This is a genomic window from Microbacterium sp. 22179 (assembly GCF_052045715.1).
GTDB lineage: Bacteria > Actinomycetota > Actinomycetes > Actinomycetales > Microbacteriaceae > Microbacterium > Microbacterium galbinum.
This window is the reverse complement of the sequence record NZ_JBQEPJ010000007.1, coordinates 79,115-91,772: the sequence shown is the minus strand read 5'-3', so window position 1 is coordinate 91,772 and position 12,658 is coordinate 79,115. Positions and strand designations below refer to the sequence as shown.

8 protein-coding genes are annotated in these 12,658 nt (G+C 70.3%); 2 read left to right on the top strand and 6 right to left on the bottom strand.

Annotated features, from left to right (window positions below; translation table 11 throughout):
- The first annotated feature begins 27 nt into the window (after nt 1–27).
- Complete coding sequence (upp, locus tag ACTJKK_RS14795; RefSeq protein WP_247623271.1) at nt 28–660, top strand: uracil phosphoribosyltransferase; 633 nt, start codon at nt 28–30, stop codon at nt 658–660.
- A 15-nt stretch (nt 661–675) separates the two neighbouring features.
- Here upp and ACTJKK_RS14790 read toward each other — a convergent pair whose 3' ends face one another.
- The 3 genes from ACTJKK_RS14790 to nadE form a co-directional block, all read right to left on the bottom strand.
- Complete coding sequence (locus ACTJKK_RS14790) at nt 676–1,320, bottom strand: hypothetical protein (RefSeq protein WP_440748542.1); 645 nt, start codon at nt 1,318–1,320, stop codon at nt 676–678.
- Between the two features lie 148 nt (nt 1,321–1,468).
- On the bottom strand, nt 1,469–4,978 hold the full coding sequence (locus ACTJKK_RS14785) for a TM0106 family RecB-like putative nuclease (protein ID WP_440748541.1): 3,510 nt from the start codon (nt 4,976–4,978) through the stop codon (nt 1,469–1,471).
- Nucleotides 4,979–5,048: 70 nt separating this feature from the next.
- A complete protein-coding gene (gene nadE / locus ACTJKK_RS14780; protein WP_440748540.1) occupies nt 5,049–5,867 on the bottom strand; it encodes an ammonia-dependent NAD(+) synthetase in 819 nt (272 codons plus the stop codon).
- Between the two features lie 114 nt (nt 5,868–5,981).
- Here nadE and ACTJKK_RS14775 point away from each other — a divergent pair, with 114 nt between their 5' ends.
- Nucleotides 5,982–6,539: a phosphorylase family protein gene (locus ACTJKK_RS14775; protein WP_440748539.1), complete on the top strand. Its 558-nt coding sequence runs from the start codon at nt 5,982–5,984 to the stop codon at nt 6,537–6,539.
- A gap of 62 nt (nt 6,540–6,601) precedes the next feature.
- Here the strand turns inward: ACTJKK_RS14775 and ACTJKK_RS14770 are convergent, their stop codons facing one another.
- The 3 genes from ACTJKK_RS14770 to ACTJKK_RS14760 all read right to left on the bottom strand — a co-directional run bounded on the left by ACTJKK_RS14770 (nt 6,602) and on the right by ACTJKK_RS14760 (nt 12,466).
- Nucleotides 6,602–9,730, bottom strand: a complete 3,129-nt coding sequence (locus tag ACTJKK_RS14770; protein WP_440748538.1) for an AAA family ATPase — start codon at nt 9,728–9,730, stop codon at nt 6,602–6,604.
- Nucleotides 9,731–10,900, bottom strand: a complete 1,170-nt coding sequence (locus ACTJKK_RS14765; protein ID WP_440748537.1) for an exonuclease SbcCD subunit D — start codon at nt 10,898–10,900, stop codon at nt 9,731–9,733.
- Between the two features lie 120 nt (nt 10,901–11,020).
- The gene (locus ACTJKK_RS14760; protein WP_440748536.1) at nt 11,021–12,466 is read right to left on the bottom strand and encodes an MFS transporter; all 1,446 of its coding nucleotides are present in this window, start codon (nt 12,464–12,466) and stop codon (nt 11,021–11,023) included.
- Between the last annotated feature and the right edge of the window lie 192 nt (nt 12,467–12,658).

The following is a 12,658-nucleotide window of genomic DNA, read 5'->3' as shown; positions in this document are numbered from 1 at the left end:
GCCGCTCGGCGCATTAGCCTGTATTCCATGCGTGTTCACGTCGCCGACCACCCTCTCGTCACCCACAAGCTCTCGGTGCTGCGCGATGCGCGTACCCCGTCGCCGGTGTTCCGCCAGCTGACGGAGGAGCTCGTGACGCTCCTCGCGTACGAGGCGACCCGCAACGTCAAGGTCTCCCCGATCGAGATCACGACCCCCGTCACGACGACGATGGGTGTGAAGATCTCCGAGCCCCGCCCGATCGTCGTGCCGATCCTGCGGGCCGGCCTCGGCATGCTCGAGGGCCTGGTCAAGCTGCTCCCGACCGCCGAGGTCGGATTCCTGGGCATGGTGCGCGACGAGGAGACCTTCGAGCCCACGACGTACGCCGAGCGTCTTCCCGACGACCTGAGCGACCGGCAGTGCTTCGCCATCGACCCGATGCTCGCCACGGGCGGCTCGCTCGCCGCGGCCATCCAGTTCCTGTTCGATCGCGGGGCGAAGGACGTCACGGCGATCTGCCTCCTGGGCACGCCCGAAGGCGTCGCAGCGATCGAGGCGCTCGTCGGCGACCGCGATGTGACGCTCGTGCTGGGTGCGCTCGACGAGCGTCTCAACGAGAAGGGGTACATCGTGCCCGGTCTCGGTGACGCGGGCGACCGCCTCTACGGCACGGTCTGAGCCGCAGGCGGCTGCTCAGCCCACGATGAGGCGGTACGCGCGCTCATCCCCGTAGTGCTCGAAGCCGGCGCGCGCGATGATCGGCGCAGAGGTCGAGACGCGCCCCTTCACCAGAGCCGTCGTGGCGCCCCATTGCGCCGCGATCCGGAGGCGCTCGGTCAGGACTGCACGGTAGGCGCCGCGTCCGCGACGGTCTTCGAGAGTCGCCGCACCCCAGAGACGGGCGAAGCCGTCGGCGAGTGTCCACCCTCCCGTGCTCACCGGCTGCCCCGCGAGGCGCGCGAGCACACGCCCGTGGGTGCGCGACTCCAGCGACGCGGTGAGCTCATCGAACTCGGCACGGAGGCCCTCGTCGTCGAGGGCGAGCTGCTCCCACACCGCGACGTTGATCGCGTCGACCGCTCGGATCTGGTCGAGGTCGGTGACCAGCTCGGCGATGGCCCCGTTCGGCGGAGGTACTACGGCCGCGACCTCACCGTCGATCGGTCGTGCGAACACCGCGACGGTGTCGATGTGTTCGGCTCCACGCCGGCGGAGCTCCTCCTCCAGATCGGGCGCGTCCGAGGGGTTGGTCCAGAACGTCAGGGTGTCTTCGCCCCAGCGCACCGTGCGGGAGATCGCGTGGTCGAGAACCTCGTCCGCACGCCGCGAGGAGCGCACCTGCGACCCTCGTACTCCCCCACCGAAGCGAGGGGGGTAGCGGACGAGGAGCAACTCCGCGTTCTCGCTCTCGGATCCTCGGGGAAACCACGCCCACTCCGCGGCTGCTCGAAGTATCTCGTCTCGGGTGTGCACCTTTTCTCCTCGGTCAGTCCGCCGCGCCCACGAGGCGGGCGAAGGCGCTGAGCCGCGCCACTCCCTCGGGCGTGTAGGGAAGATCATCGAGCAGTGCCGGCGAGTGGATCAGGTAGGCCACGCACTGTGCGCGGGAGATCGCGACGTTCAATCGGTTCTGCAGAAGCAGGAACTCGGGACCTCGCGGGGCATCGCGCCCGCTGGAGGCGGCGAGCGAGGTGATCGAGACGACCGCTTCCTTGCCCTGGAAGTTGTCGACGGTTCCGACCGGGACATCGCCGAAGCCCGCGGACGCGAGCGCCTCGTGCACGAGCTGGCGCTGCGCGTTGTACGGCGTGATGACGATGATGTCGGCCGGGGTGAGCGGGCGGGTCGTCACGTTGTCATCGTCGGTGTCGGCGTTGGCGCCGGCGCCGGTGTTGTCGGTGAACGTCCGACCGACGAGATCACGGACGATCCGCACGACCTCGGCGGCCTCCTCGGGCGACTGCGTCGCGTTGCCGCGATGTCTCAGCGGCACGACGTGGAGCCCGGGGTCGATGCCGTCGACGGATCGCTTCTCGGTTCCCGGTGCGGAGGCGAGCTTGCCGGCGTAGGCGAGTTTCGACACCGGCGCGGCGACGAACGGATGCATCCGCCAGGAGCGGGCGAGGAAGTAGCCGTATTCGGGGCGCACGACCGCATCGCCGTCCATCACCCATCCCAGTGCCGAGGTATCGACGGGTTCGGAGTGCGCCCCCTGGCTGACCTGCGGCAGTTGCTGCGGGTCACCGAGGAGCAGCAGGCGCTTCGCGCCCGCTGCGACCGCGATGGTCGACGCGAGCGAGAACTGTCCCGCCTCGTCGATCACGAGCAGATCCAGACCGCCACGCTCGACGCGGGCGGTGTTGCTGAAGTCCCAGGCGGTGCCCCCGACCACGACACCCTCATCGACGTGCTCGGCGAGGAAGGCCGCCATGCCGCTCTTCGGGATCACCGTGTACGCGGGATCGGAGTCGGGGTCCTTCGGCGCCTTCGCGACCTGCGCGGGCGCCACGCCGTCGGCGACGACTCGGGCGAGCAACGTCTCGATGATGGCGTGGGACTGTGCGACGACCCCGATCTTGAACCCGTGCTCGTTCACGAGCCGGGCGATCACGCGTGACCCCGTGTAGGTCTTGCCCGTTCCGGGAGGCCCCTGCACGGCGAGGTAGCTGCGGTCGAGGTCGAGCACGCCCCGGACGATGGCGTCGATCGGGTCGCCGGCGACGGCCTCCACCGGCGGAAGCGGCGCTCCCGAGCGTGTACGCGGCGGGATCCGGCGCAGGATGTCGGTCGCCGGATCCTCCGGGAATCCCGGAGCTGCGGCGTGCACGGCGTCGGCCCATTCGTCGATCGCTCCCTGCAGGGAGACGACCCGCGGCGGCGCGGCGGGCGTCAGGGCGAGGGGGAGCTCGTCCCAGGTCTGCCCCTGGATCGCCGTCTCGGTGATGAGGAATCCGTCGTCGAGAACCTCGGCCACCGACACGGCGTGCGGCACGTGCACCGCGCGCGAGGGGATGTCGACGTCGAACGGCGCCGGTGCCTCGTAGAGTGCGAACGGCTGCGCTCCCACACCCAGCGTCGTTCCCGGCGAGACCTCACCGCGGATCTCGATGTCGCGGGACATCACCCGACGTCCCTCGCCGATGCTCCACTCGCGGCGCACGACCGAGGAACCCGCATCGACGCGCACCACGTCGCGCGTGCCCTCCCACATCGTGACGGGCTCGCGGAGCCGCTGGAAGTGCGACACCCAGAAGCTCTTGGCCTCGCGCGGGAAGTAGTCGATCGCCGCTGCGGCGATGCGATGGACCTGGCCGTCCTGGCCCGCGTCGACGGCGCGCTCCGCGTCGGCGAGGAGGGCCACCGACCGCGGGGAGGGCTCGTAGATCACCTGATCGGCGGCGTCGGGAGGGGCAGGGCTGACGCCCTTCTGCCGCGCGATCTCGATCAGCCAGTTGCGCAGACGGCGCGTCGAGACGCAGTCGTAGCGGTTGTAGTCCGCGAGATCGGCGAGCACCGCGTCGGCATCGCTCTGCTCGCCCGCCGCCGCGAGCTCACGCGCGGCGACGTACTGCACGATCGAGTCGTCGCCCTTCTGCACGTCGCTCGTGCGCACGTCGTCGCCCATGTAGAGCGGCTCGAGCTTCTTGATCGAATACGAACGCGAACCGACGCGAACCGTGCGCAGCACCAGGGGGTAGAGGTCGACGAAGACCCCCTCACGGAGCAGTCGATCGACCTCGCCCTCGCGCACTCCGTGTCGCGCCGCCATCGCCACCAGGTGCGAGGTCTCGTAGGGCGCGTAGTGGTAGATGTGCATTCCGGGGTGGGCGGCCCGGCGCACCGCGACGAAGTCGAGGAAGGTCTCGAACGCGCGGCGCTCCTCGGCGAACGTGTGCGCCCAGATGGCCGTGTACTGGTCGGCGTTGTCGACCCAGCCGAAGAGATAGTCGATGCCCCAGTGCGACTCCCCGATCGGCGCCGGCTCCGTGTAGAGCGGGTCGCCTTCGAAGTCGAAGAAGATGTCGCCGTGGCTCGGCACCGGGAGGGTGTGGATCGCCGGCGCGTAGTGCACGTCGAAGGTGGGGGCACCGCTGGCATCGGCGCGGAGCTGCAGAGCGGCCTGCGCACGGAGCCCTTCGAAGGTGTCGACGTTCATTCCCGCCGGTGCCGCGGGCGCGGCGGCGAGCTCGTCGATCGTCGTGATACCCGCCGCACGCAGTCGGGCGCGCTGGACAGGACGCATGCGCGCGACCATCAACAGGTCGCGGTGCGCGATCACCTGTTCCTCGCACGTCGCACAGCGGCCGCAGGCGACGACCTGCAGATCTCCCCGGTCATCGCCCCAGGCGAGCGGTTCGCCCTCTGCTCCCGCATCGATGCGTCGATCGGAGATCAGCGCGCGCAGGCGGGCGCGACGCACCTGGAAGAGCGGGAGCAAATCGTCGACGGCGTGCGTGCTCAGCGTGCCGTCTCCCAGGATGAGATCGACCTCGTCGGCGCGCGGCACTCCCAGTCGATCGAGTTGATCGACGTATGCCGCGAGCTGCATCAACGCGGTGACGCGCGCCTTGCGCGCCAGTTTCGAGTCCTGCACCCGCCATCGGCCGTCGGCATCGCGTCGCAGGAAATCGGCGAACCCCACGAACTCCTCGGTGGCGAACGCCGCCTGGAAGACGACCTCCGCATCCGAACGCAGAGCCGCCAGGCTCTCCTCGACCGCAGCACCCAGCGCCGCGGCATCCGTCGACGACGCCTTCGCGATCTGGCGCACCGCGTCGTCACCGAGCTCGGCGACGTACCGCGCGAGCACGTTCCGCTCGTGGACGTCACCGAGCAGCGCCGCACGCGCGAGCGTCGCGTCTTCGGGCTCTTCGACCGCCGGAACCCGGCCCAGCTTGGCGTCGATCGCACGGCACCAGGCGAACTCGCATTCGGCTGCGGCCTTGAGGTCGCTGGCGCTCCAGATGACGCGCTGCGCCTGAGTGTCGATCCGCACGATGCTCCATTTCGTCGTGCTTCGACACTAGCTGCGGCATCCGACATCGCCGCCGCTCACGGCACCCGGGTCAGCGCCACCAGGTGTCGTCGGGCGTCACGGGGAGGTTGCGCTTGTGCTGGGTCGCGAGGTAGCGCGCTTCGATCCGGCCGGCCACGTCGGAGTCCACCGGGCGCCCCTCGAGGAAGTCGTCGATCTGCTCGTAGGTGAGTCCGAGCTCGTCCTCGTCGGCGCGTCCGGGTTGTCCGTCGAGCAGATCCGCCGTCGGCACCTTGAACGCGAGCCGGTCGGGGGCGCCGAGGAACTGCAGCAGCGCGCGACCCTGTCGCTTCGAGAGGCCGGAGAGCGGCAGGATGTCGGCGGCCCCGTCACCGAACTTCGTGTAGAAGCCGGTCACCGCCTCGGCGGCGTGATCGGTGCCGATGACGAGGGCGCCCTCGTGCCCGGCCAGCGCATACTGCGTGACCATGCGCACCCGTGCCTTCATGTTGCCCCGGTTGAAATCGCTGATGTCGCTGGTCACGGCGAACTCGATGTCCTCTTCGACGCCGTCGACGCCGTTCTGGATGTTGACCTCGACGGAGCTGTCGGCTGCGATGAAGGCGAGTGCCGCCTCGGCATCCGCTGCGTCGTGCTGCACCCGGTACGGAAGGCGCACGGCCAGGAAACGGGCTTCTCCGCCTTCGGCACGCACGCGCTCGACCGCGAGCTGTGCGAGGCGACCGGCGAGCGTCGAGTCCTGACCACCCGAGATCCCGAGCACGTAGCCTCGGGCGCCGGTGGTTCGGAGGTAGTCGGCGAGGAACTGCACCCGCCGTTCGACCTCGGACTCGGGATCGATCTCGGCGCGAACACCGAGGGCATCGGAGATCTGCTTCTGCAGGGACACGGCTTCCTCCACTCTTCCTCGTCCCAGTATCTCCCGGTCCTGTTACGGAGGGATGACGCATCGCGGATGCCCCGCGGCTTCGCGTCGCCCGCCGGCACCTGGCAGGATGGCGAGGTGAAACTTCTCGTCGCCGCCATGGCATCCGAACTCGAAGCGTTCCCCGAGAACCTCGAAGGATTCGATCAGCTCGTCACCGGCGAGGGCAAGATGCAGGCGACGTACGCCCTCACACGCGCGCTCGACGCGAAGCCCTACGACGAGATCGTCGTCGTAGGCACGGCGGGCGGGATCGATCCGGATCTCGACGCGAGCGTCCACGAGATCGGGAGCGCCCTGCAGCACGACGTGTTCGATCTCGACGGCATCGCGGGCCAGCACGTCTCACTTCCGGCGCGCGTGTCGACGGGTCGCGAGGGCGTGCTGATCGCGACCGGCGACAGCTTCGTGGGCGATGCCGGCATCACGGCGGTCATCCGCCCGTCCGGCGCCGGACTCGTCGATATGGAGACCTACGCGTACATCTGGGTCGCCGAGAAGTTCGGGGTGCCGATCCGGGCGTTCCGCGCGATCTCGGATCGCGCCGAGGAGGGCGCGCTGGTCGATTTCCGGGCGGCGATCGCCCGGTGCAGCGTCCAGCTGCGCGAGGTCATCCGGCAGGAGTACGGCGTCTGAACGGCGCCGCCGTCCGCGCATGTGCGCGCATGCCGCGTCTGCACGCCTGAGCGGATGCCGCGTCAGCGCGTCTCGATGACGCTGGGCCCGGCGCTCGTCGCACGTACGCGGAGCTGCGCCGGGATCTGATCCTGCATCGCCTCGACGTGACTGATCACGCCGACGGTTCGACCGCCCTGCCGCAGTTCGTCGAGCGTGCGCATCGCGACGTCGAGGGTGTCGGCGTCGAGAGACCCAAAGCCCTCGTCGATGAAGAGCGTGTCGAGACGGATGCCGCCGGCTCGGGCCGTGACCACCTCCGCGAGTCCGAGCGCGAGCGCGAGAGAACTCAGGAAGGTCTCGCCGCCCGAGAGCGACTGTGCGGGACGCGTCTGCCCGGTGAAGGCGTCGTGGACGACGATGCCGAGCCCCGATGCGGCGCCGCGTGCGGCGAGGGCGTCGGAGTGCCGGAGCTGGTAGCGGCCCGTGGACATATCGCCCAGCCGACGGTTGGCCGCCTCGACGATCTCCTCGAGCTCGGCGGCGAGCACGAAGGTCTCGAGCGTCATCTTTCGTGTGTTCGGACCCCGACCGGCGATCGAATCGGCGAGGTTCTGCAGCACGGCATGCTCGGCCATCTCCTCGGCGCTGCGATCGTGCTCGTCTGCGGCGGCCGCGGTGAGCGCCGTCAACCGTTCGAGCACACCCGCTGCGGCTCCGGCGGCGGAGACTGCGGTGATCCAGCCGGCTCGGGCGTCGGCGGCGGATGCTTCGAACGGCGCGATGTCGATCGGTTCGTCGGGGAGCGCACGCATCTCGAGCGGCAGGAGGATGCTCTTCTCCTTCTCGCGGCTCACGGCGTGCCGGGTGATCTTCTCCTCGAGTGCGTCGCACTCGCGCGGAGAGCGCAGGGCAGCGCGGGCGTCGTCGATCGTCTCGAAGGGCGAGTCGGCGAGTGCGCCCTGTCGAGCCGTCTCGGCCTCGGCGCGAGCGAGCTCCCGCTGTTCGAGGTCGCGGAGCGCGGAGGCGAGCGCGGTTGCAGCGGCGATGCCGTCGCTGGTGATCGCGATGCGCGATGCGACCGAAGGGAACTCACCTCGTGCCTCGATGATGCGCGCCTCGGCTTCTCGGGCACTCTGCTCCTGGGCGGCGAGCGTCTCGCGTGCCGCCCCCACTGCCGCCTCCGCGGCGGCGCGCTCGTCGTCGAGGGCGTCCGCTCGCGCGGAGATCGCGGCAATGGCGGCGTCATGGGTGGCGAGAGCGCTCTGCGCATCGACCGAGGATCGCCGCTCCGTCTCGAGCGCCTCGAGTTCGGCCAGTGCCGTCTCTGCGGTACGCCCCTCAGCGGCGGCCTCCGCTCCGGCGATCTTCTCGCGGAGCGACACGTGATGCTCGGAGGCGGCACGTTCGCGTCGAGCAGCCAGGTCACGCACGGCCTCGGCAGCCTCGACGTCGTCTGCCGACACCGGGTCGGCGTGCACGGCGGGAGCCGGATGCTCGCGCGACCCGCACACGGGGCACGGTTCCTGAGCCGTGAGAGTCGAGGCGAGTTCTCCCGCGAAGCCGTCGAGGCGCCGTCGACGCAGGGACGCGAGCGCGCTCTGAGCCGTCGCCAACTCGTCGGTCGCCTCCGCGAGCGCACGCTCGGCCGCGGCGCTCTCCTCCCGCAGCTCTTCGCGACGGCGCACGGCCTCCGCGCGGGTGATCGCTTGGTCGCGCCGTCGGGTGAGGTCGTCGAGACGGTCAGCGGTGCGCCTCGCTTCGTCACGGGCGTGGGTTTCCCTGGCGAGCTCGGCGGGCAGGTCGCCCTGCTCCCGGACGAGTTCGGCGACGCGTGCGGCGGCCTCACTCGCCGCGGCACGCGCGCGTTCGATATCCGTGTTGCGGGAAGCGGAGCCCTCCTCGAGCAGAGCGGCCTGCTCCCATGCGCCGCGCTCGCTCAGACGCTCGGCCACCCAGTCGTTCAGGAGTTCGACGGTGGGGGCGTCGAGACCCGCATCGACGGCGCCCCATTCGTCCTCCGCGATCCGCGCCGACTCCGCCGCGGACTCGGCGGCGCGTGCGGCCCGTTCGGCGGCATCGATCACTGCGCGGAGGGCCTCGGCGCTGCGCGCGGACGCGAGCGCGTTTCGATCCTCGTCGATCTGCGGCTGCTCGGCGTCCAGTATCGCGAGCGCGGCACGCGAACGGTCGCGCTCGCTCTGCGCCGCACGTTCTTCACGAACCTCGGCGAGTCGGGCATCCGCCGCCGCGAGTGCGCGCTCGGCATCGTCGCGCTCGGCACGGCGGCGCTCGCTGCGATACGCGGCTCGCGCCTCGGCGCGGCGGAGATTGTCGAGGCGTCCGCCCGTGTCGGCGGCGGGCACGTCCCGCGACGCCGCGGCTCCGGCCGTCGGCCCACCTCCGGAAGCGCCCGTGGACTCGGAAGCGAACGGCCCATCCGACGCCGCAGCCTCACCGGACGTCGCCGTCTCACCGGGGATCGCCGCCTCGGACACCGCGGACTCTGCGGTGTGCGCGCGCTCATCCGCTCCCAGCGCCTCGCGGGAGACGAGCGCCTCGGCCTCGTCGAGCCGCGCTCCGATGGTCGCCAGACGCAGGTCGAGTGCGCGCTCCGACGCTCGACGCCGCTCATCGAATCGCGTCTGCACGTCGTCGAACCGCTCGGTGCCGAACAGCCGGCGGAGAAGTGCCTGGCGGTCCTTGCTGTTCGCGAGCAGGAACTCCGAGAAGCGGTTCTGGGCGAGGAGGATCACCTGCAGGAACTGCTCGCGGCTCAGTTGGAGGATCTCGTCGAGTTCGTGAGCGACGTCGACGGCGCGGGCAGCTCGCCCGATCCAGCCCGACTCCGTGTGCTCCTCGAGAGCCACCGCCGGTGCCTGTTTGGTCAGACCGCCCCCGCGCTTGGCCGGGCGCAGGTACTCGGGCGAACGAGTGACCCGATAGCGACCCGCCGGGGTGCTGAACTCGATCGAGACCTCGGAGATGTCATCCGGCTCGCAGTAGTCGCTGCGCAGCCGCTTCTCGCCGCCCTCGTAACGCGGCACTCCGCCGTAGAGCCCGAAGCACACGGCATCGAGGATGCTCGACTTCCCCGCACCCGTGCGACCGGCGATCAAGAAGATGCCATCGTCGGCGAACGAGTCGAAGTCGACGACCTGGCGCGAGCGGAACGGACCGAATCCCTCGGCCTCCAGGCGGTGCAGGCGCATCTAGACGAGCGCCTCTGCGCGCACCCGGTCGTCGAGCACCTCACGGATGAGCTCGATCTCACGTGCCGTGGGCCCGTGGCCCTCGCGGACGTGCGCGAGGAAGGCGGCGATGCGTTCGTCGTCGCTCACGGCCTCGCGCAGACGCGCCGCGTACGACCCTTCACCGCTCTCGACCGTCGTCGCCGGCAGGTGCTGCACCAGTGCGCAGAACGGAAAGCGCTCACGGAGGCGGCGCATCGGCTCGGTCTGCGGAAGCGCGTCGGTGTAGGTCGCGCACACCCAATCCTCGGCGTGAGCCGCGACGTTGTCGTCGGAGAGGATCTCGTCGAGGGTGCCCGTCAGAGTGACGAGTCGGCGCGGAACCGGGAGGTCGAGCCACTCGACACCCGCGAGCCCGCTCTCTCCGATCTCGACGAGCCAGGAGCCGCGCGGCTTGCTCTGCTCGCCGAAGCTGTAGTGCAGGGGCGCTCCGGCATAGCGCACGCGGTCGCTCAGGCGGTTGCGGCCGTGGATGTGCCCGAGGGCGACGTAATCGGGGCCGTCGAACACCTCGAGCGGCACGACGTCGAGTCCGCCCTGGCGCACCTCGCGCTCGAGCCCCGTCGTCGCATCGACTCCGGCGGCGAAGCAGTGGGCGATCGCGACCGAGCGCCCGTCGTGACGCGCCATGCCCTCGCGGACGAGATGCATGGCATGCGCCATCGTCTGCGCCTGGGTGCGCAGGGGACGTCCCTCGGCATCTCCCTCGGGCCAGTGCTGGCGCACGATCGCGGGCTCGAGGTACGGGATCCCGAAGAAGTTCACCGGACCGTCGACATCGTGAATCGTCACCGGCGCGCCGATCGCCAGCGGATCGGTGAGCACGTGGATGCCCTCGCGCAGCAGCCGGGCCTGGAAACCGAGTCGGGCCGCCGAGTCGTGGTTGCCGCTCGTCACGACGACGCTCGCCCCCGTGTCGTGCAGCGCGACCAGCGCATCGCCGAGCAGGGTGTAGGCGGGACCCGATGGCGTCGCGGAGTCGAAGACATCGCCCGCCACGACCACGACGTCGACCGCGTGCTCCCTCACCTGCGCCGTGAGCGCTCCGAGCACCTCGGCCAGCGCGTCCATGGTCGAGTTGCCATGGAAGGTGCGGCCGATGTGCCAGTCGGAGGTGTGCAGGATGCGCATAATCACACGGTACGAAGGGCCACCGACATTCCGTCCGAGGCGTGCCGCAGCAGCCGTTCCCCGGCGGCGGATCGACGGGGCCGATCGTCGATCCGCCGCCCGATGGGCGACCGGCTCCGCTCAGTGCGCGGAGGGGACGGCCTCTCCGAGCGACGGCAGCAGCTCGCTCTTCGATCCGCGAACCATGGTCGCCGCGATCACCGAGGCGGCGACCATGAAGATCGATGCGGCGATGAACGTCCAGCCGTAGGCATCCGTGAGCCGCTCCGGACCGACCTCTGTCTGCGCGTGTCCACCGACCGCGGCCGCGTAGACCGCCGTGAACACCGACAACCCGATCGATCCGCCGATCTGCATCGCCGAGTTCGCGACCGCCGACGCCACCCCGGCGTCGTGCGGCGCGACCCCCGAGAGCGCCAGGTTCTGCAGAGGGATGAACACGAAGCCCATCCCGATCCCCAGCAGCACCAGCGCCGGGGCGATCTGAACGACGTACGCACCGTCCGGTGTGATTCCCGAGAGCGTGAACAGGCCGACCGCAGCGATCAGCGGGCCGACCACGAGCATCGGGCGCGGGCCGATCACGGGCAGCAGCTTGGTCGCGATCGGCGCGAGCACCATGGTCGCGATCGGGAGCGGGAGGCTCGCGAGCCCGGCCTGGAGCGCTCCCATGCCGAGAACGAACTGCAGGTGGAACGTCAGGTACACGGTCGCGCCGATCATGATCGCGCCGGCGACACCCTGGATGAGGAACGCGCCGCCGCGCACGCGGTCGGCGACCACGCGCAACGGGAGCAGCGGGTGCGCGACCCGACTCTCGACCCAGACGAAGAGTCCGAGGAGCACGCCCCCGAGCACGAGGAAGCCGATCGTCAGGGGCTGCGCCCACCCGCCCTCGGCGAGGCTGAACCCGTAGACGAGGGACCCGAGTCCGAGGGTGACGCTCAAGGCACCCGCGAGGTCGAGGCGCTTGCTGCCCTCGGCCGCGCTCTCGGTCAGCACGATCGCCCCACCGGCCACGCCGATCACGACGAAGACGAGGTTGACGAGCAGGCACCAACGCCAGTCGGCGAATTCGGTCAGGACGCCGCCGAGCAGCATGCCGATGGCCGCGCCGGTGCCGGCGACCGTGCCGAACACGGCGAAGGCGGTGTTGCGCTCCCGTCCAGTCGGGAACGTCACGGTCAACAACGCCAGGGCCGCCGGCGCGAGGAGGGCGGCGAACACGCCCTGCAGGCCTCGCGCGAGGACCAGCTCCCAGCCCTGCTGGGCGAGACCGCCGTAGAGGGAGGCGGCTCCGAAGCCGAGCATTCCGATCAGGAACGCCCGCTTGCGTCCGATGAAATCGGCGATCCGGCCGCCCAGGAGCAGGAGCGCTCCGAAGGCGAGGGCATAGGCCGTCACGACCCACTGACGCTGCACGTCGCTGAGATCGAGAGCGGCCTGAGCACGGGGCAGGGCGATGTTGACGATGGTGCCGTCGAGGACGACGACCAGTTGGGTCAACGAGAGGACGACGAGCGCCCACCATCGGGTCTGAGGGCGGGCGCGCAGGGATGACGACATGGAAAAACCTCCGGTGTCTGGTGAAGGATGCCGGAGGTTTCGAGCCTCGGACCAGCGCGCCGCGGGCGCCTGACCACCTCAGCCGACGGGGCTGAGCAGAGCTCGACTATAACAAGTCGATCGAGAGGTTCGTAAGCGGAAGGTCCCCTGACCCACCCTCGTCACGACGATCGGCACGCGGTGATGCGAGAT

Excerpts from the sequence above, each read along its gene's own strand:
- upp (WP_247623271.1), top strand. The coding sequence starts at position 28 with ATGCGTGTTCACGTCGCCGACCACCCTCTCGTCACCCACAAGCTCTCG.
- ACTJKK_RS14770 (WP_440748538.1), bottom strand. The coding sequence starts at position 9,730 with ATGCGCCTGCACCGCCTGGAGGCCGAGGGATTCGGTCCGTTCCGCTCG.
- ACTJKK_RS14765 (WP_440748537.1), bottom strand. The coding sequence starts at position 10,900 with ATGCGCATCCTGCACACCTCCGACTGGCACATCGGCCGCACCTTCCAT.
- ACTJKK_RS14760 (WP_440748536.1), bottom strand. The coding sequence starts at position 12,466 with ATGTCGTCATCCCTGCGCGCCCGCCCTCAGACCCGATGGTGGGCGCTC.